Annotated in this window: 15 protein-coding genes; 8 read left to right on the forward strand and 7 right to left on the reverse strand. The window is 59.6% G+C overall.

Features of this window, described 5'->3' with window-relative positions; genetic code table 11:
- Positions 1 to 10: 10 nt before the first annotated feature.
- From NKJ40_RS12765 to NKJ40_RS12785, 5 genes are all read right to left on the reverse strand, one after another.
- Positions 11 to 1,075 carry an ABC transporter ATP-binding protein gene (locus NKJ40_RS12765; RefSeq protein ID WP_352466338.1) on the reverse strand — a complete coding sequence of 355 codons (1,065 nt, stop codon included), beginning with the start codon at positions 1,073 to 1,075 and terminating at the stop codon, positions 11 to 13.
- A gap of 2 nt (positions 1,076 to 1,077) precedes the next feature.
- Positions 1,078 to 1,410 carry a Clp protease/crotonase-like domain-containing protein gene (locus NKJ40_RS12770; RefSeq protein ID WP_031194746.1) on the reverse strand — a complete coding sequence of 111 codons (333 nt, stop codon included), beginning with the start codon at positions 1,408 to 1,410 and terminating at the stop codon, positions 1,078 to 1,080.
- A 1-nt stretch (position 1,411) separates the two neighbouring features.
- Positions 1,412 to 2,245: a carbohydrate ABC transporter permease gene (locus NKJ40_RS12775; protein ID WP_023721605.1), complete on the reverse strand. Its 834-nt coding sequence runs from the start codon at positions 2,243 to 2,245 to the stop codon at positions 1,412 to 1,414.
- A complete protein-coding gene (locus tag NKJ40_RS12780; protein WP_031194747.1) occupies positions 2,242 to 3,129 on the reverse strand; it encodes a carbohydrate ABC transporter permease in 888 nt (295 codons plus the stop codon). Before NKJ40_RS12780 ends, NKJ40_RS12775 begins: the two co-directional genes overlap by 4 nt.
- 66 nt (positions 3,130 to 3,195) lie before the next feature.
- Entirely contained in the window at positions 3,196 to 4,425 is a 1,230-nt protein-coding gene (locus NKJ40_RS12785) for an ABC transporter substrate-binding protein (protein ID WP_023721607.1), read from the reverse strand.
- A gap of 402 nt (positions 4,426 to 4,827) precedes the next feature.
- Here NKJ40_RS12785 and NKJ40_RS12790 point away from each other — a divergent pair, with 402 nt between their 5' ends.
- The 8 genes from NKJ40_RS12790 to NKJ40_RS12825 all read left to right on the forward strand — a co-directional run bounded on the left by NKJ40_RS12790 (position 4,828) and on the right by NKJ40_RS12825 (position 15,613).
- On the forward strand, positions 4,828 to 5,874 hold the full coding sequence (locus NKJ40_RS12790) for a LacI family DNA-binding transcriptional regulator (RefSeq protein WP_023721608.1): 1,047 nt from the start codon (positions 4,828 to 4,830) through the stop codon (positions 5,872 to 5,874).
- Positions 5,875 to 6,027: 153 nt separating this feature from the next.
- Entirely contained in the window at positions 6,028 to 7,641 is a 1,614-nt protein-coding gene (locus NKJ40_RS12795) for an acyl CoA:acetate/3-ketoacid CoA transferase (protein WP_023721609.1), read from the forward strand.
- The gene (locus NKJ40_RS12800) at positions 7,634 to 8,368 is read left to right on the forward strand and encodes an enoyl-CoA hydratase/isomerase family protein (RefSeq protein ID WP_023721610.1); all 735 of its coding nucleotides are present in this window, start codon (positions 7,634 to 7,636) and stop codon (positions 8,366 to 8,368) included. Before NKJ40_RS12795 ends, NKJ40_RS12800 begins: the two co-directional genes overlap by 8 nt.
- Positions 8,362 to 9,921: an aldehyde dehydrogenase family protein gene (locus NKJ40_RS12805; RefSeq protein ID WP_023721611.1), complete on the forward strand. Its 1,560-nt coding sequence runs from the start codon at positions 8,362 to 8,364 to the stop codon at positions 9,919 to 9,921. The genes NKJ40_RS12800 and NKJ40_RS12805 overlap by 7 nt, the downstream gene beginning before the upstream one ends.
- A complete protein-coding gene (locus NKJ40_RS12810) occupies positions 9,918 to 10,616 on the forward strand; it encodes an SDR family NAD(P)-dependent oxidoreductase (protein WP_023721612.1) in 699 nt (232 codons plus the stop codon). The genes NKJ40_RS12805 and NKJ40_RS12810 overlap by 4 nt, the downstream gene beginning before the upstream one ends.
- A 13-nt stretch (positions 10,617 to 10,629) precedes the next feature.
- Positions 10,630 to 12,285, forward strand: a complete 1,656-nt coding sequence (locus tag NKJ40_RS12815; RefSeq protein WP_352466339.1) for a GMC family oxidoreductase — start codon at positions 10,630 to 10,632, stop codon at positions 12,283 to 12,285.
- Between the two features lie 203 nt (positions 12,286 to 12,488).
- The gene (locus NKJ40_RS12820) at positions 12,489 to 14,570 is read left to right on the forward strand and encodes an FAD-dependent oxidoreductase (protein WP_031194753.1); all 2,082 of its coding nucleotides are present in this window, start codon (positions 12,489 to 12,491) and stop codon (positions 14,568 to 14,570) included.
- Positions 14,571 to 14,722: 152 nt separating this feature from the next.
- Entirely contained in the window at positions 14,723 to 15,613 is an 891-nt protein-coding gene (locus NKJ40_RS12825) for a sugar kinase (RefSeq protein ID WP_245278698.1), read from the forward strand.
- 1,240 nt (positions 15,614 to 16,853) lie between these two features.
- Here NKJ40_RS12825 and NKJ40_RS12830 read toward each other — a convergent pair.
- Complete coding sequence (locus NKJ40_RS12830; RefSeq protein WP_023721618.1) at positions 16,854 to 17,048, reverse strand: site-specific integrase; 195 nt, start codon at positions 17,046 to 17,048, stop codon at positions 16,854 to 16,856.
- Between the two features lie 633 nt (positions 17,049 to 17,681).
- Positions 17,682 to 18,824, reverse strand: a complete 1,143-nt coding sequence (gene wecB, locus NKJ40_RS12835) for a non-hydrolyzing UDP-N-acetylglucosamine 2-epimerase (protein WP_023721620.1) — start codon at positions 18,822 to 18,824, stop codon at positions 17,682 to 17,684.
- Positions 18,825 to 18,984 lie beyond the last annotated feature (160 nt).

An 18,984-nucleotide genomic window follows, 5' to 3' on the forward strand; every position in this document is an offset into this window, starting at 1 on the left:
TTGACTAGCCTCACCTACTTGCGTCGAACGCGACCCGCGTGCCGCTGGTCGTGTCGAAGAAATGCAGATGTTTCGGATCGAAGCGGATGCCGACGTTTTTTCCCATGTGCACCTTGGTATTTTTGTCGGTCTTCACGGCGACCAAGTTTTTGCCGACCTTTACGGTAACCAGCGTGCTGTCGCCCAATAGTTCGGTGGTATAAACCTCGCCGGCCATATTACCCGCGTCTGTTTCGCTGAGCCGCATATCTTCGGGTCGCTGGCCGACGGTGATCGCGCCGTTCACGCCGGCCGGAGCCGCAAGCGTCAACTCGGAGTCCTGCACCCGTCCGTCGGCAATTGCTATCGGAAGCAGGTTCATGGGTGGATTGCCGAGGAAGCCGGCAACAAAGACGTTTGCCGGCGTGTTGTAGATGTCGAGGGGTGTGCCGACCTGCTGTAGTTTGCCGTTCGCCATCACGGCGACACGGTCAGCCAGCGTCATCGCTTCGACCTGGTCGTGCGTCACATAGATCGTAGTGGTACCGAGGTCGCGCTGCAGGTGCTTCAATTCCGCGCGCATATAGACGCGCAGCTTGGCGTCGAGATTGGACAGAGGTTCGTCCATCAAAAACAGTTTGGGCGTGCGTACGATGGCACGACCGAGCGCCACGCGCTGTCTTTGCCCGCCGGACAGTTGACCGGGTTTGCGCTCTAGAAGCCCGCCGAGTTCGACGCGCTCGGCGGCGGCGCGTACCTGGCGCTCGCGTTCCTCACGGTTCACACCTGCGACTTTGAGCGGATAACCAATATTGTCCGCCACGGTCATATGCGGATAGAGGCCATAGTTCTGGAACACCATGGCGAGGTCGCGTTTACCCGGGGGCAAATCGTTGACCACACGATCGTCTATGCGAATCTCGCCAGCGCTCGGGTCGTCGAGCCCGGCGATCATGCGCATTGTGGTGGACTTGCCACAGCCAGAGGGCCCGAGCAACACGATGAACTCGCCATCGGCCATGGCGAGCGAGATCTTTTCCACGGCGACAAAGGAGCCCCAAAATTTAGATACGGATGACAACGTTACGGAGGCCAAGATCATATCCCTTCGTGGACGATGCTACGGACAGCAGTCATAGCTGTGGAGTATTTGTCACGATAAATCGTTGACGGCGATGGTCGGTTTTGGGAACGCCTCCGACGGTCGTTCAGCCCGCATCGAGCAAACTGAAACTCCATGAACTCCCGCTCAGGTCGGCCCATGTAGCCGGCGATGTCGGTGCCAAGTGCTAAGGCGCCAACGTCAGTACCGGTGAGAATATGCACATGCACGTCTGGATCAGAGGGCACTACGTTCAGCTTCTCCAGCCAGTCCCACGTCAGCAACGCGATGCTGGGCTCAGGAATATCCAAGAGCATGATATCCGACACGTCAGCCCTTCACCGCGCCGGCCGTCAGGCCTGCTACGAACTGTCGTTGCAGAAAGAAGAAGACAGCGACCACGGGCATGGAGATCATCACGGATGAGGCCATGAGCTCTCCGTAGCGGATGCCGTACTGGCCGATAAAGTCATTCACTCCAACTGGCAGCGTGCGCATCTCCTTGGTCGAGGTAAAGGAGAGCGCAAAGAGGAACTCCTGCCAGGTGACGATAAGCACAAAGACTGCAGTGGCGACTATCCCCGGCCGGCAAAGCGGCACGATTATCTCGAAAAACGTTCTGAACGGCCCGGCCCCATCGATCGCCGCCGCTTCTTCGAGTGTCAGCGGCAAATTGGCCATGAAGCCACGCAGCATCCAGATCGCCACCGGCAAGGTTACGGTGACGTAGGCGAGGATCAACGACGTATATGTGTTGAGTAGGTTGGCCCCCTTCATCATCTTGTAGATCGGGATGATGATGGCGCTGGCCGGGAACATCTGCGTGACGATCACCAGCGTCATGGCGATGATAAGTAGGCGGACGTGGGTGCGCGTAAATGCATAGGCGGCCAGCAGGGCTAACGAAACGGTGATGATGACGGTGGACAGTGAAACGATGACCGAATTCATAAAATAGGTTCGGAACTCCGGCCGGAATGCAGTGATGTAGTTGTCGAAGGTCGGGTTCTCCGGCCACAGCCTGGCGGGAATGGAAAAAGGCTCGGCCGCCGGCTTCAACGACACTGAAACCATCCAAAAGAAGGGCACCAGGATTATCAGCGCCAATACGACGTTGAGGGCCAGCAGTGCGGCTTGGCGGCTCCTGTGGGAACGGGTGTTCATGACGCCTTCCCCCTATGCCGGCCGCGCGACAAAACGCCGAAATAGACCATTATCAGCAGCGCCAGGACCAAGATTGAAAAAACGCCATATACAGCGGCTTCGCCAAAGCGAAATTGTCCGAAACCGAGTTCGTAGATCTGGGTTGGGAAGATGGCTGTGGCATTCTGTGGGCCACCGTTTGTCATCACCCAGATTATGTCGAAGTAATTGAAAGTGAGGATAGTGGTAAGGAGGAGATTGATGGCGATCACGTCTTTGATTCCGGGGAGCACAACGTCAAACAGGCGCCTAGTCGCTCCCGCTCCGTCTATCTTGGCGGCCTCGACCTGCTCTTGGTCGACCGTCTGCAGGGCCGCTAAGTAGACGATCGCCGAGAAGGGGAACCCTTTCCATACGGCCGCCATAATGATCGAGCCCATGGCTGTCGACGTTTCCGCCAGCCAAGCGGTACCGTGGTCGATCAGTCCCAGGCTAATAAGTAACGAGTTCACCAAACCGAGTTGCGGGTCATACATGAATCGCCAAAGGATGGCGGCCACTACGCCGGGGAGGACCCAAGGCAAAAGCACCAACGACCGCATAAGTCCCTGGCCAGGCATCTGCTGATTGAGCAGCAGTGCGACCAGCAAGCCGAACACATTCTGCAGTGCTACCACAAAGACAGTCCAAATGAGGGAGTTCCACACTACTTGGCCGAAGATCGGATCGGCCAAGATCTTGTAATACGCTGCAAGCCCCTGGAACTTCGGCACCGGGTTGATGAACGAGGTCGAATAAAGGCTTTCAATTATGGTGCCGATCATCGGGTAATACATAAGTGCGCCGACCAGCAGCAGCGCCGGAGCTACGAAAATCCAGGCCATCCAGCGTTCACGATGGGACATTGTGTCATTTCCCGATAGAGAGGGCCGGGCTCGGGGCAAAGCCCGAGCCCGGCTTAGTCCTGGTGACTAGTTAAGGGCGTCGATAGCAGTGCAGGCCTTGCCGGCTGCCTTCTGCGGATCCATTCCGGAAAATACATCCTGCGCTAGAGTCACCTCGATGTCGGCGACTTCGAGATAGCGAGGTGACAACGGCCGGGGTGAGGCATTCTCGAGATGAGGGATGATGAGATCCGCACCTTTGCGGTTTGCCGCCAAAAAGCTTTTTGCGGCCTTCATGTTTGCCGGGACAAGTTCGACAACATCGCCGTTCACGTCTTCGCGGGTTAGGAACTGGATGAGTTTCCAAGCGGCTTCCTTGTGCTGGGAAGCTTCAAAGATGGCAAGGTTCCACCCACCATACGTGCCAATCGCCGTCTTACCTTCGGGCGCATTCCCTACAACGAAATCCCAGTCAAGTTTGGACTTCTGCAGAGTCGGCTGCTCCAGCGCGGGCCAGAACTCCGTTGCAAGAGATCCGTTTAGAAAAAGTTCGCGCATCGTTGCGGAACTGGCGTTCATGATGCCCTGCGGCGCATATGGCACCAGTGACTGCAGGTAACTCAATGCCCCGACCGCTTCAGGGCTGGTGAGCGCGCATTTGCCCTTCTCATCCAAGACTTTACCGCCATTGGAGAAGATGAAAGTATCGAGAACGACGACCGTGTCTTCCCCCTTGTGGCCGAACAAGCCAATGCCGTAGCGGCCCTTGGACTTGTCCGTAAGCTTCGGCGCCGCTGCCTTCAATCCCTCGAAGGTCTTTAGCGAGGCAGGATCAACGCCAGCCTCTTTGAGGAGTGCCGTGTTGTAGTAAGTGAAGGACCAAACGTCCACGTTGATGGGGATTCCCCAGAGCTTGCCGTCAGAAACGTTCGAGTCCCAGGCTCCTTTGAAGAAAGTGTCGCCCGTAAGACCGGAAGTCTTGACTTGGTCGTCGAGAGCCGTAATTGCGCCGGCTTGAGCAAAGGCGCCCATCCAGATTTGATCCAGGGTGGCTACATCAGGCGCATTACCGCCCTGTACCGCCGTCAACAAGCGCTGTTGGTACTCCGAATATGGTATTGTGGTAAGCTCTACTTTGATTTCGGGGTTTTCCTTCTCGAAGCGCTTCAAGGCGTTCTGCTGATTCTGATTGAAATCGGATTCGGCCCGCTGGTTGTCCCAGAATTTTAGCACGACCTGCTCCGCGTTGGCCGAACCCGCGGCGAACATCGCTGTGGCCGCTGCGAGGACGGCCGACTTCATGACGTTGCGTATCATCCATTCACTCCCTGTTCAGTTTGTTTGGCTTGATATCCTCGCCGCCGGCCGTGCCGGCTTCGAATGGACCACCTCCTCCACCGACTACGATCAAGCGATGGATCGACACCGCTCCGGTGTTTGTGGACGCCGCGCGTGACCGGCGTGATCGCACGGATTAACTCAATAAATTGGAACGTTCTAAATTGCAACAACTATTTTCCCTCACCCATCGGGCCCAGATCTGCACCGCTTCAAGCTAGGTCTACCCAAAGGACTGCAAATATGGGGCTTTATGGCACACCATCGGGGCGCAATGACAAAAGCGGCGGGTGACAGGCGCTCCCATTACATAAAATTCCGCTTGACAAGCTAGGAACGTTCCAATTGTTTGAAGCCTAATTTGAGAAGACCGAGGTTGCGATGTCAAAGGCGAGACTGACTGTCATCGACATCGCCAAAGCCGCAGGCGTTTCCAAGTCCACGGTTTCGTTGGTCTTGCAGGGCTCGCCTCTGGTGAAGGAAGCGACGCGTTCCAAGGTCAACGCGACAATGCGCGAGTTGGGGTATGTCTACAACCGGGGTGCCGCAAACCTTCGACAGGCGAGCGCCAGATCGGGCATCATCGGTGTCGTGGTGAACGATCTTACAAACAGCTTCTTTGCAGAGTTGGCCGTAGGGGTCGACACGGTCGTCCAGTCGGCGGGCTTCGTCCAGTTCCTCTCAAATACGAGTGAAAATACCGACCGGCAGCGAGAGGTGGTTGCCTCGATGCGTGAGCATGGAATTTCGGGGCTTATCGTTTCGCCGGCCCGCGCCACCGATGCAGCAGACTTCAAGCCGCTCGTGGCGTCAGGAATCCCGGTGGTTGTGGTAGTCCGCAGCCTGCCCGGCGCGAGAATGTCGTCGATTGTGTCTGATAACGTTGGCGGCGTGGCGATGGCGGTCAAGCATTTGGTGTCGCTAGGGCATAGCCGGATCGCTTTTTTGGGAGGCTTTCCAGATACGGCTGTGTTTGCCGAGCGACGGTCTGGTTACCGCAAAGCGATGGACGAAAGTGGTCTTAAGTTCGATGAGGAGTTAGTTGTTCCGTCCATTCCCTCGAGAGCAGGTGGCGTGGAAGCCATCGGACGTGCGATGACCATCAGCGATCGACCGACCGGGGCCGTCTGCTTCAATGACGCGGTGGCGTTTGGCGTGTGTGATGGATTGCGCGCTCGGCGCATGGAACCGGGGCGGGACTTCGCGGTGGTAGGTTTCGACGACGTTATCGAGGCGAAAACGGCGGTTCCGGCCCTGACGACGATCTCGGTCGATCCGCAAGCTATGGGCAGGCGCGCCGCACACCTCCTTCTGAAGCAGATCAATGCGGGAAAAGCAGATGCGGAGAACATCATTGCGGCGGTCAGGCTGGTCGTCCGCCAGAGTTGTGGAACTGGCCAGAGCAAACCAGAGGGGAAGTTAGGATGACGGTTCGATGGGCATTGATCGGTGCGAGCATGATCGCGCGCGAATGGGTCACTGGTATGCGGGGAAGCCGAGGCAGGTCGTATCAGTCGTCAGTTCCAGTGTTGGGCGCGCCAAGACATATGCGCGTCGAACCAGGACTTTGAGCATCCCGCAATGAGCAAGCACATCACCCCCGCCCAAGCCGCCGCCCTCATTCCGGATGGCGCTGTCGTGTCGGTCTCGTCCTCGAGCGGGCTCGGTTGCCCGGACCTGATGCTGAAGGCGATCGGCGAACGCTTCGAGGCCGCCGGGCATCCGCGCGACCTGACCACGCTCCACCCGATTGCCGCGGGCGACATGAGCGGCATCAACGGCGTCGATTACATAGCCCAAAAAGGCCTCTTGAAGACCATCATCGGCGGCTCCTACCCTTCAGGTCCTTCCACCGCCGAGCCGCCCCTCATTTGGCAAATGATCGCAAGCAACGACGTGGCGGCGTACAACATCCCTTCCGGAGTGCTCTTCGACATGCACCGCGAAGCGGCCGCGAAGCGCCCGGGCGTTATCACCAAGATCGGGCTCGACACCTTCGCCGACCCGAACCGCCAGGGCTGCGCGATGAATGCGGCCGCGGAAGCCCGGCCCGTGGTGAGCAAAATCCAATTCTACGGTGAGGAGTACCTCTACTTCGAGGCGATCGCGCCGCAGGTAGCGATCATCCGTGCCACGACGGCGGACGAGCGCGGCAATTTGACCTACGAACACGAAGGCGCCTATCTCGGCGGCCTCGACCAAGCGCTCGCGGCCCACAACAATGGCGGCATCGTCATCGCCCAGGTGAAGCGCATCACCAAGGACGGATCGATGAGGCCGCATGACGTGCGAGTGCCCGGAATTCTCGTCGACTACGTCGTCGTCGATCCCGACCAGAAACAGACAACGCAGACGCTCTACGACCCTGCAATCTCGGGTGAGATTTTTCGGCCGCTCGAAAGTTTTCGCGTGCCGGAGTTCAACATCCAGAAGATAATCGCGCGGCGCGTCGCGCAGGAACTCGAGGCGGGCAGCGCCGTCAATCTCGGCTTCGGGATTTCGGCCAATGTCCCACGCATTCTCCTGGAGGAAGGGCTGCACGGCGCGGTCACTTGGGTCATCGAACAGGGGGCGGTCGGGGGCGTGCCGCTGCTTGACTTCGCCTTTGGCTGCGCCGCGAATGCCGACGCCTTCATGCCCTCGCCCTACCAGTTTACATATTTCCAAGGGGCAGGTTTCGACGCCTCGCTGCTGTCATTCCTAGAGATAGGCCGCGACGGCTCCGTCAACGTGTCAAAGCTCTCGTTCCGCCCTCATATCACGGCGGGCGCCGGCGGCTTCGTCGACATTACGGCAAGGGCGAGGAAGATCGTCTTCTCCGGCATGTTCAATGCCGGCGCCAAGCTCGCTGTCGAGGACGGCAAGGTCGTTGTAGAGAAGGAGGGCAAGCTTAGGAAGCTCGTCAAAGAGGTCGAGCACGTCACCTTTTCGGGCAGGCGAGCCATCGAACAGCGCCAGGATATCACCTATGTCACCGAGCGCGGCGTGATGAGACTGACGCCGGACGGCGTCGTGCTGACTGAAATTGCGCCGGGCATCGATCTCAACACCGGCATTCTTGAACAGTCGGAGTTCCCGCTGATCGTGTCCGACACCCTAAAAGTCATGGACGGCGCGCTCTTCGTCGACAGGCCGATCGGCCTGTCGCTTGCCGTGAAGCCGGCCCGTAGCTTGGCGGGGGCATGTAATGGCTGACGCGCACATGAGGCTTGCCGCCGAAGGCGCGGTCGCATCCGTCACGATCGCTCGACCCGAGAAGCTCAACGCCGTCGATATTGACATGCTGAAGGCATTGGCCGCCATCTGCGACGAGGTCGAGGCGATGATCGATGTCCGCGCGGTGGTGCTTACCGGCGAAGGCAGAGCCTTCAGCGCCGGTGGCGACATCAAAGCTTGGGGCGCCATGCAGGCGAACGAGTTCGGCCATGCCTGGGTCCGCTTCGGCCATCGCGTCTTCGAGCGTCTGGCGACCCTGCGCATGCCGGTGATCGCCGCACTCAACGGCCACGCGCTCGGCGGCGGCCTGGAACTCGCGGCCGCAGCCGACTTCCGCATCGCGGAACAAAATATCCGCATCGGCCTGCCGGAGACCGGGCTCGGCATGATACCGGGAGTTCGCCGCATGGTCCTGGGAGGTGAGACGTTCTCCGCCGAGGAAGCCCTCAAGTACGGACTGGTCGACGCCGTCGTGGACAGCGGCGCTGCCGTCATCGAGGCGAAGGCCTACGCGGCGCGGGTCGCGACGCGGGGACCGGCGGCCGTCGAGATATCGAAGCTAATGATCGCCGTCGCGAATGGCGAGGACAATGGTTCGGCGGTCGAAGCGCTCGGCTCGATTCTGGCCGCCAAGACTGGGGATCTCAAGGAAGGCGTCGCCGCCTTCTCGCAGAAGCGCGCGGCGGTCTTCAAGGGAGAATGGTGATGACGTTAGAGATCAGGCCAACAGCGCTTGCCGACGCGCCCGTGCGCGGCTTCGAGATGCTGATCGACGGCAGATGGACGGCCGGCGCAGAAGGCCGGACGATCGACCGGAACGCGCCGAGCCACGGCATCGTCGTGAGCCGCTACCAGGCGGCGACAAGGATGGATGCCGAGCGCGCCATCGCCTCGGCGCGAAAGGCATTCGACCACGGCCGGTGGCCGCACACGACGGCGTCGCAGCGCTCGCGGGTTCTGCTGAAGGCCGCCGATCTCATCGAGGCCCGCGCCGAAGACCTCGCCTATCTCGACTGCATCGAGGGCGGCAAGCCAATAACTCAGGTGCGCGGCGAGATCGCCGGCGCTGTCGACATCTGGCGCTATGCCGCTGCGCTTGCCCGCGACCTGCACGGCGAGAGCTACAATTCGCTTGGGCAGAACACACTAGGCGTCGTTCTGCGCGAGGGGATCGGCGTCGTGTCCATCATAACGCCGTGGAACTTTCCATTCCTGATCCTAAGCCAGAAACTGCCCTTTGCGCTGGCCGCCGGCTGTACATGCGTCGTTAAGCCCTCAGAGCTGACATCGGGTTCGACGCTCGTTCTCGGCGAGATCCTTGAGGAAGCGGGCGTTCCGGACAGCGTCGTGAACATCGTCACCGGCACGGGTCCCGAAGTCGGCGCGATCATGACGTCCCATCCTGCGGTCGACATGGTTTCGTTCACCGGCTCGACCGGCGTCGGAAAGCTCACCATGACGAATGCAGCGCAGACCCTCAAAAAGGTGTCATTGGAACTCGGCGGCAAGAATCCGCAGATCGTATTCCCGGATGCGGACCTCGACTCCTTCATCGACGCCGCCGTCTTCGGCGCTTATTTCAATGCGGGCGAATGCTGCAACGCCGGCTCGCGGCTAATCCTCCATAAGAGCATCGCGTCGGATGTGGTCAAGCGTGTTGCAGAGCTTGCGAAATACGTGAAGGTTGGCGATCCGCTGGACCCAGCGACGCAGGTCGGCGCGATCATTACGCCTCAGCATTTGGAGAAGATCGCGGGCTACGTCGCCAGTGCAAAGAATAGCGGCGCGAAGGTTGTTCACGGGGGCGATCAACTCGATCTCGGGATGGGGCATTTTATGTCGCCAACAATCCTCGAGGCGGTCATGCCGGATATGGAAATCGCACGTGAGGAGGTCTTCGGCCCCGTACTTTCAGTTCTCACCTTTGAAACGGCGGCGGAAGCCGTCGAGATCGCCAATTCCATCGATTACGGCCTTTCCGCCAGTGTGTGGAGCCGCGATTTCGATACGTGCCTGACATTCGGGCGCAGCTTGCGGGTAGGAACGGTGTGGATGAACACCTTCATGGATGGCGCCTCCGAGCTCCCGTTCGGTGGCTACAAGCAATCCGGGCTCGGTCGCGAACTCGGACGCCGCGCGGTCGAGGACTACACCGAAACAAAAACACTCAACATGCACATCGGAGGCCGCACCAATTGGTGGATGCCGCGACAGGAAAATTGGCCTGGCCAACGCACCGACCGGGACCTCGCCGAATGAAGACGACCACACGGCCCGTCGCCGTCGTCACTGGCAGCCACGGCATCGATCTCGGAATTGCGACCGCCTTTGCAAAAGCGGGATACAATGTGGCGATCACTGGGGTCGCGAGTCCCGACAACGGGCAGGATGCTGTCGCAAAACTAGAATCCTATGGCGTGGCAGCCGCCTATCTGCAGTCCGATATCGCTGATGTTTCCCGACATGAAGAAACGGTAACGGGCGTCCTTTCGCGATTTGGTCGTGTCGATTGCCTTGTTAGCAATGCCTCCATGGCAGTCGTACCAGGTGACTTCCTCGACCTGGTGCCGGCGGACTTCGATAAGACGATCGCGATGGACCTAAGGGGAACGGTGTTCTTTACGCTTGCTGTGGTCAAGGCAATGCTCGTGAGGAGCGCGGCGGATGTACCCAGGTCCATCATCAACATCACGTCGGTCTCACCCGAGGTAAGTTCGCCCGAACGCGCGGACTATTGCATCAGCAAGGCCGAGCTGGCGGCATTCTACCAGGGGGTGGCATTTCATATCATGGATACGGGAGTATCAGTATTTGAGGTGCGGCCCGGCATCGAGCGGGGGGAAGAAGCAGCAGACCTCGGCAAAATCTGCACGGCACTCGCTTCCGGCGATTTGGGTTTTGCGACGGGAACGATCATCGAAGCCGACGGGGGCTCTTCAATTCCACGCCTCTGAAGGGAGCAACAGAATGGGCTTCGACTACATCATCACCGGAGCCGGGCCTGCCGGCTGCGTGCTCGCGAACCGGCTTTCTGAAGATCCGGCCGTGCGCGTGTTGTTGCTGGAGGCTGGCGGCCGAGATTGGAACCCGCTGTTCCACATGCCGGCGGGCTTCGCCAAGATGACCAAGGGCGTGGCGAGTTGGGGCTGGGAAACCGTGCCGCAGAAGCACATGAAAGGCCAAGTGCTGCGCTATACGCAGGCGAAGGTGATCGGCGGAGGTTCTTCAATCAATGCACAGCTCTATACGCGCGGCAATGCAGCCGACTACGATCTCTGGGCTACAGACGACGGCTGCGAAGGCTGGAGCTATCGGGAAATCCTGCCCTATTTTAAGCGCGCTGAGGACAACCAGCGTTTTGCCGACGACTACCATTCCTATGGTGGGCCGCTCGGCGTCTCCATGCCAGTCTCGAATCTCCCGATCTGCGACGCGTATATCCGCGCCGGCCAGGAACTCGGCATTCCCTACAACCACGACTTCAACGGTCGCCAGCAGGCCGGCGTCGGCTTCTACCAGCTTACGCAACGCAATCGCCGTCGCTCCTCCGTCTCAATGGCCTATCTGTCGCCGATCAAGGGTCGGAGAAACCTTTCGATCCGCACCGGCGCTCGCGTCGCCCGCATCGTGCTGGAAGGCACCCGCGCCGTGGGCGTGGAGGTCGTGACTGCGAAGGGCATCGAAGCGATCCGGGCGGAACGCGAAGTACTCGTCTCCTCCGGCGCCATAGGGTCGCCTAAGTTACTCCTGCAGTCGGGCATCGGCCCGATCGATCATCTTAAATCTGTCGGAGTTCAGGTGAAACACGACCTACCGGGGGTTGGCTCGAACATGCAGGACCATCTCGACCTGTTCGTCATTTGCGAATGCACCGGCGACCACACCTATGACAACGTGGCGAAGCTGCACCGCACCCTCTGGGCCGGTATCCAGTACGTACTCTTCCGCACTGGTCCGGTCGCCTCCTCGCTCTTCGAGACGGGCGGTTTTTGGTATGCGGACCCCGAGGCCCGCTCGCCCGACGTCCAGTTCCACCTCGGCCTCGGCTCCGGGATCGAGGCGGGAGTCGAGCGGCTGAAGAGCGCCGGTGTGACGCTGAACTCCGCCTATCTGCACCCGCGCTCTCGCGGCACGGTTAGACTTTCTTCCGCCGATCCTTCGGCGGCCCCGCTGATCGACCCCAACTATTGGGAAGACCCGCACGACCGGAAAATGTCGATTGAGGGCCTGAAGATCGCCCGGGAGATCATGCAGCAGGCCGCCCTGGAACCTTTCGTGATGGCCGAGCGCCTGCCTGGACCAAAGGCCGTGACGGACGAAGACTTGTTCATTTACGGGTGCGCCAATGCCAAGACCGATCACCACCCGGTCGGCACGTGCAAGATGGGTTTCGATTCCATGGCCGTCGTCGGGCTCGATCTCAAGGTCCATGGGCTGGAGGGATTACGCGTTTGCGACTCCTCAGTCATGCCGCGGGTGCCGTCCTGCAACACCAATGCTCCGACGATCATGGTGGGCGAGAAGGGATCCGACATAATACGCAATCGTGCCCCGCTTCCGCCGGCTCTTTTCGAGCATGAACGCAACGACGCGCGCCCCCGCGCACGCAACAACATTCAATAGGTGCACTCATGATCCGCCGCCACGAAGTGAGCAGGGAAATGGGGCGAATGTTACGATTTCCGGCTGTTCTCGTCGGCCAAGATATCCCGCGCATGCACGCACTGATCGGCCAAATTCGTGCTGACACATCCGGTTGGCATTTCATGGTGATGAATCACTGGCAAAAATGCGCTCCCTGATGACACAAGGATCTTAGCAGTCTTATGACGATTGACGTCCCGCAGCACATTCTCGACGCCATGACCGATGTCGATATGCCGCGACTACGGTCGGAGACGGCTCCGTCCGGTACAATGGTCCACGGCGACCTTCAAGTCCCGGTCTATCGATGCGGTTGTGTAGTGGTCGGTTCCGGTGCGGCGGGGCTGCGTGCGGCGGTGGAATTAAGGCGGCGTGGGAAAGAGGTGGTTATCGTCAGTCAAAGCGCTTGGGGTGGAACGTCGGCCTGCTCCGGCTCTGACAAGCAGACGCTGCATACGGCCAACAGTGCGGATCAGGGAGATAACTACAAGGCGATGGCGCGAGCAATACGCGCCGGCGGCGCGATGGATGAGGATATTGCCTATGTGGAGGCCGTGGGCTCGTCTCGCATGATGGCCTCGCTACAGTTTCTTGGCCTTCCACTGCCTCAGGACGCGCTGGGCGGCACTCTCAGATACAAGACCGACCACGACGAGGTGGGTCGTGCCACCAGTTGCGGTCCACGCACGTCACGTCTGATGGTCAAGGTGCTTGCCGAAGAGGCGATCCGTCTTGATGTTCCGTTCTATAACCACACTACGGCTGCCAAAATCCTCACCTGCGGGGAGGGGACGGATCGGCACGTCGCCGGCATTCTTACGATGCGCCCCAACGACCGAACAACAACAAACCCCTTCGGCCTTGCCCTGTTCGAGTGCTCGGTCCTTGTGCTTGCCGCGGGCGGTCCCGGCGAACTTTATCGTGATAGTGTCTATCCCAACGGCTGCTTCGGGTCGCTCGGCCTTGCGCTCGAAGCTGGTATCGAATTGGTCAACCTTACGGAGAGCCAGTTCGGTATAGGCACGCGCCGGGAGGGTTTTCCCTGGAATCTGTCCGGCACCTATGTCCAGGCGATTCCGCATGTCTATTCGATTGACGCGGAGGGCAATGAGCACCACTTCCTTGCCCAGTATTATCGCAGCACACAGGAGATGGCCTCCAACCTGTTCCGCAAGGGATATCAATGGCCTTTTCATGCCACGCGGATGCTCGATTTCAGCTCGAGTCTCATAGATGTTGCGATCTATCGCGAGTCCGCAGCGGGGCGGCGCGTGTTCATGGACTTCAACCGGAATCCGCTGCCCATGCCCGGCGATCTGCCGTTCTCCCTCGAACGGTTGGACGACGACGTGAGTTCCTATCTCGGCAATGCCGGCGCGGGTCAACATTTGCCAATCGAGCGGTTGAAGCACATGAACCCGCTCGCGATCGAACTCTATCGTCGCTACAAGATAGACATAACCAAGGAACCGTTGGAGTTCGCCGTCAACAACCAGCACATGAACGGCGGCATCATGGTGGACGTTTGGGGGCGCAGTAGCCTTGCCGGCTGCTATGCGATCGGAGAGGCCGCTGGTACGCACGGCGTGACGCGGCCCGGCGGAGCCGCGCTTAATGCCGGGCAGGTCTTTGGCACCCGAGCGGCCGAGCACATTGCAGCCAGCGGCAAAGCAAAAGTAGCGCCGAAGGTCGACATTGCCCGAGCTGCGCAAGCGGGCATCGCGGCGCTCTTCACGATCATGCGCCCCGACAGCTCGCTGACGATCAAGTCGGCGCGTTCCACGATCCAGGCGCGGATGAGCGATGCGGCCGGTATGATCTGCGACGGCGAGCGGGTAAGCCAGGCCCTCGCAGAAGCTCGAAGACTCAATGTAAGCATTCGCGCAAATGGCATTAGGTACAAACGACCTGCTGAGGCGGTGCGGTCAATACAATGGCGGCAAATGGCGCTAGCTTCCGAAGCGGTGCTTACCGCTTTGGACCATTACATTGGCCAAGGCGGAGGGAGCCGCGGTTCCCGCGCAATATGCGATCGAGAAGGTGAATCGCTTCCGCTCGCGAGGACAGGCCCGCTGGAAGACTATCGCTTCCGGAGGGAGCGCGACGCCCAGCGGAGTGAACAGATCATTGTCCGATTGGACGGCGTCGAAATGGTGGTTTCAACACGTCCAATCCGTTCGTTCGACGAGAGTGCTGGGTCGTTCTTCGAACGCGATTGGCCAGATTGGCTGACCGGCCGGATCTTTGATCGCGGTTCTGACTAAGAAGATACCTAGTCGCGGTGCGCGTGATGTCGTCAACATCCGCATGGAATATCTGGAACTGAGGGAACCTGAGGCCTAAACGCCAGCCGAAGGGCGACCGGAGACGGACAATGAGGTGTGGTATGGGTGGTGGAGAGGCTGACATCGTTTGCATGGGTGAACCCCTGTTCGAGTTCGCGTGGCGGCGGGACGGAACGATCAAGCCGGGCATTGGCGGCGATGTGTCGAATTGCGCGGTCGCCGCAGCCAGATCCGGCGCGAAAGCAGGGATGATAACCCGCCTTGGGGAGGACAGCCTGGGCGAGCGTATCCGGTCGCTGTATCACGACGAAGGCATCGCAACGACGCATGTCATCCGTGATGCTGCCGCGCCAACCGGTATCTATTTCATAGAGTATGGTCCTGATGGTCATAGCTTTTCCTACCGGCGCGCCGGCTCGGCTGCCTGCCGCCTGGCAAGCAGTGATCTCGCACCAGGCATGTTCGCGGGAGTGTCATTTCTTCATCTTAGCGGGATATCACAGGCTATTTCCGAGTCTTGCCGGGACGCTTCGTTTACAGCGATGGAGATGGCCAGATCGGCAGGTGCCAAGGTTTCCTTTGATACCAATCTGCGGCGCAGTCTATGGACGCCGGCAGCGGCGTGGGAAACCTTGTCAGCTTCATTGCCACAAATAGACTTTCTCTTTCCGAGCATGGAGGACGCACAAGCCCTGCTCGGGCTATCGGATCCGGATGCCATTTGCGACGAATTCCTTCGACACGGCGTCAAAACGGTCCTTTTGACCCTAGGCGAAGAAGGCGCAATTGTAGCTGGTGGCGATATGAGAATTCGGATACCCGCTTACTCAGCGCAACTTGTGGATGCGACGGCTGCTGGTGACACTTTTGATGGTGCCTTTCTGGCTGAATTTTTGCGCTGCGGCGATCCAGAGGCGGCCACCCGGTTCGCTTGTGCTGCGGCGTCCCTCGCAGTTGAGAAGACCGGCGCGGTCGATTCCATCCCTTATCTGAGAGAAATCCGCACACGTATGGCTGCGTAGTCCTGTCGAGCTTGCACCACACCAGCATTGGAAAACAACGCTCGTATATGCCCACCGTCGCGACGCGACGGCCACCAGTGCGTCGCCGGCGAGACGGGATCCAGATACCGGCCGATGCCGTTGCGGCCTTCATCAGTCTCCTTCGTCTTCAGGTGACGAAGAAAGCTCAGAATGGCTTGAAGCCGTGAGCCCGTCGAAATTCGCCAGCTTTTCAACGATCGCCATAGGAGTTTCCGCTTCGGCCTGGTCTTCACCGCAAAGATGCAGCACGACGGGGTATAGGATCTCCACCGGTGAAATATTCAGCACCTCGCAAAAGTGGAGCAGTCGGCCGACGGTCAGCCGTGAAACCGCGTTTTCGTAACGATTATAAACCTAGTCGCTGAGCCCAAGCATGGGTGCTAGCTTTGAACGCGGGATTTTCCGTCGGTCGCGAGCGTTGCGAAGGCTGGTGCTGATCTTTTTTTCGATTTCGGCGCTTAACTCCAGTTCGCCGAAGCTGGTTTTCCGATAGACCGGCTTGTCAATTTATGGATCGTCGATCTGCTGTAAACCGAGGTGAGAAATCCATTCTTCGAAAGGTCCTGCCATTGCTCCTGCCAAAGTGACGTTGATCTTCTGTGTTCGTTCCAATCAATGTAACCGAATTGGTTGACTGGACGCCACCTTGGAATCTAGTGGGCCTGCCAGAATATGGGCGCGTCGCTTCGCGAAACCGCTCTATGCCTTCGGCACGGAGCCAACGCGGCCAGAACGCCGTCATCAATACACCAGATTGGGATATCGCCCGTTTACAGCACGGCCCGCAATCAGCATAGTGCGCCAGCTCGGGTAATACGAGTTGGTGATGGTAAGTCGCTAGCTCTTCTTGCCATTCACCGCGGGAGCCGTCCTGGCGCTAGCCGGTGACGACGGCTGCTTTCTATTCAAAGAGTGACGGCCGCGATCGCGGCCGACTTTGTCTGCCTCAGAGAGGGAAAGAGGGCCCTGCCTTCTCTCCCTCGCAAGCAAAAAAGGTCTCCCAGTCCTTCCTCCGCTACGCCTTCGGCTGCGCTACGTGCAGGATCGACGCGGATCCCATTACGCGGATCATGCTTTGCCTCGGGCGGGCGAACCCCCTCAGTTTGTCCCTCGCGCCGACCACGGGGCGTCTTTGGATCGGGCGCCGCGATGAGGGTGTCCACTTCGGCCTTGGTGAGGTGGTACGTCACCTCAATGTGCGTCCGTTTAATGCGAATCGTCAGCACGCGTTGGGCAACGCCGAAGAACGCCGGGTCGGCGGCAAGCGACGTCGGAAGAAAGATCGGATCGCGGCCAAGCGGGCGTTGCGCGTGGTGACGGAATTGTTCCGCTTCTCCTCGAGTTCGTCGAGAAAAGCGAGAACAAGGTCTCGATCAAGCTCTTCGAGCGTCAACGCCGCCGGCTTCTTCCGCAACCGGGCGGCGGCAAAAGGATCAGCATGCGCAAGGCGTCGCGATAGCTGGCCACGGTCGCGGGAGTCGCGTTCCGCTGCTTGGTCAGGCGCCGGCGGAAATAGGACTCCAGGAGCGGCGCTACGAGCAGGTGTGCGGTGTTCGCTCGTGCTGCGCCTCCATCGAGGGCGGCACGCTCAGGTAGTAGGCCGTGTCGGTGTAACTGGCGTGGCCGAGATATGTGGCCAGCGCCTGAACGTCTGCGCGCTGTTGGTGCCAGAGGCTGAGGCGGGTCACGGCAAACCGGTGATCGTGCGGCCTTAAACGGCTTACCGCCATCAAAGTCGGCGAGTTTACGGACCTCGGCAAAGCCATTTTGCAGGCCGGTCGCCGAGAGGCGGTTGCCCCGGGAACTGAGGACGAATCCCTGATCCTTGGGTATGGGCGCTTCATTTCGGAATCGGGGGCGGGCTTCATGGGAATAGGCACACCACAGCGTTGGAGAAATTGAGATCTCGTCGGATTGTTACTCCTAGCCATGACCTTCTCTCTTTTGTCGTCATCGCCCGGTCCGGTCAGTTCGATATGGTGGTGTTCTTCGGAGGGCGTGGAGGGCAGCGAACGGTCCCGCGCCACGCCGCTGATCTGGCGGCCCATCAGTTGGCCAGCTGCGACTCGCGCGCGGTGTGCGCAGCGAAATATCTCGCGATTGCACCGATGACCCGAGTTGTCGCCTTTCCATCGCCGTAGGCGTCCACGGGCTGGGCCATCCGTGAATATTCGTCCGGATCGCGCAGCAGCCGGGTCGCTTCACTCACGATGCGGGCGGTGCTGCGGCCCACAAGGCGCGCCGTGCCAGCTTCGACAGCCTCCGGCCGCTCGGTGATTTCTCTTAAAACGAGCGTCGGTTTGCCGAGTGAAGGGCCTTCTTCCTCTGCGCCGCTGCTGTCCGAGATGATGATGTCCGCGCGCAGCATAAGGCTGCAGAAGTTGCGGTACGGCAGAGGATCCACCACCGTAATATTCGCCTGGTTGCTTAAATAGGGCAAAATGACTTCGCGCACTGCCGGGTTCTGGTGCAATGGGATGATGACACGCACGTTCTCCTGACATGATAGCTGCACAAGAGCTTTTGCGATCTCGTGCATCGGTGCGCCCCACGATTCACGCCGATGTGCTGAGGCGACCACGATCCGCCGCGTTTCGTTCTTCAGGTCGGCAAGCGCTGGCTCGGCGAAGGCGGGGGCATTTTCGGCCGCCCAGTGAAGGGCGTCGACGACCGTGTTCCCGGTGACCGTGATACGATCCTCAGCGGCACCTTCGCGGAGAAGGTTCTCGCTGCTACGAATCGTCGGCGCCAGGTGGAGATCCGTTATCTGGGCGACCAGGCGCCGATTGGCCTCCTCTGGATATGGCGATGCAATGTTGCCGCTACGCAAGCCCGCCTCGATATGGATGATGGGGATACGGTGCTGGAAGGCGGCCAGGGCTCCTGCCAGGGTGCTCGCGGTATCGCCATGAACGACTACCGCGTCGATCCCCCATTGTTCTATTTGCCCGGAGAGCCTTTCCAGTATTCGATATGTGACCTGTGACAAGGTCTGGCGAGGTTGCATGACGCTTAGTTCGATGTCGGGTCGAATACCGAATTCCGCTAAAGCGATATCCAGCATCTCGCGATGCTGCCCCGTGGAAACAACGAGGGGCTCGAACCTGCGGTCGAGCTTCATCGCCTTAATTACTGTGGCGCATTTAATCGCCTCAGGACGAGTACCGAAAATGAATGCCACCTTGGGCATGATCGTCTCTCCAAATAAATGTGAGCGCGCTCTCTGCTAGTGTCTTGCGTGGCCTGGGGGCGTCGGAGACCGCAGTCGCCAAGGAATCGCCTAAGGGGCCATAGGCGCCATCATCAGGGCCGAAGCGAACCACGTCTTGTCCATTCACAGCGGACGACGA

The sequence above is a fragment of the Mesorhizobium sp. M0119 genome (assembly GCF_040322615.1).
In the GTDB taxonomy this organism is placed as follows: domain Bacteria; phylum Pseudomonadota; class Alphaproteobacteria; order Rhizobiales; family Rhizobiaceae; genus Mesorhizobium.

Excerpts from the sequence above, each read along its gene's own strand:
- NKJ40_RS12785 (WP_023721607.1), bottom strand. The coding sequence starts at position 4,425 with ATGATACGCAACGTCATGAAGTCGGCCGTCCTCGCAGCGGCCACAGCG.
- NKJ40_RS12820 (WP_031194753.1), top strand. The coding sequence starts at position 12,489 with ATGACGATTGACGTCCCGCAGCACATTCTCGACGCCATGACCGATGTC.
- NKJ40_RS12780 (WP_031194747.1), bottom strand. The coding sequence starts at position 3,129 with ATGTCCCATCGTGAACGCTGGATGGCCTGGATTTTCGTAGCTCCGGCG.
- NKJ40_RS12805 (WP_023721611.1), top strand. The coding sequence starts at position 8,362 with ATGGTGATGACGTTAGAGATCAGGCCAACAGCGCTTGCCGACGCGCCC.
- NKJ40_RS12775 (WP_023721605.1), bottom strand. The coding sequence starts at position 2,245 with ATGAACACCCGTTCCCACAGGAGCCGCCAAGCCGCACTGCTGGCCCTC.
- wecB (WP_023721620.1), bottom strand. The coding sequence starts at position 18,824 with ATGCCCAAGGTGGCATTCATTTTCGGTACTCGTCCTGAGGCGATTAAA.
- NKJ40_RS12825 (WP_245278698.1), top strand. The coding sequence starts at position 14,723 with ATGGGTGAACCCCTGTTCGAGTTCGCGTGGCGGCGGGACGGAACGATC.
- NKJ40_RS12795 (WP_023721609.1), top strand. The coding sequence starts at position 6,028 with ATGAGCAAGCACATCACCCCCGCCCAAGCCGCCGCCCTCATTCCGGAT.
- NKJ40_RS12810 (WP_023721612.1), top strand. The coding sequence starts at position 9,918 with ATGAAGACGACCACACGGCCCGTCGCCGTCGTCACTGGCAGCCACGGC.
- NKJ40_RS12790 (WP_023721608.1), top strand. The coding sequence starts at position 4,828 with ATGTCAAAGGCGAGACTGACTGTCATCGACATCGCCAAAGCCGCAGGC.
- NKJ40_RS12800 (WP_023721610.1), top strand. The coding sequence starts at position 7,634 with ATGGCTGACGCGCACATGAGGCTTGCCGCCGAAGGCGCGGTCGCATCC.
- NKJ40_RS12815 (WP_352466339.1), top strand. The coding sequence starts at position 10,630 with ATGGGCTTCGACTACATCATCACCGGAGCCGGGCCTGCCGGCTGCGTG.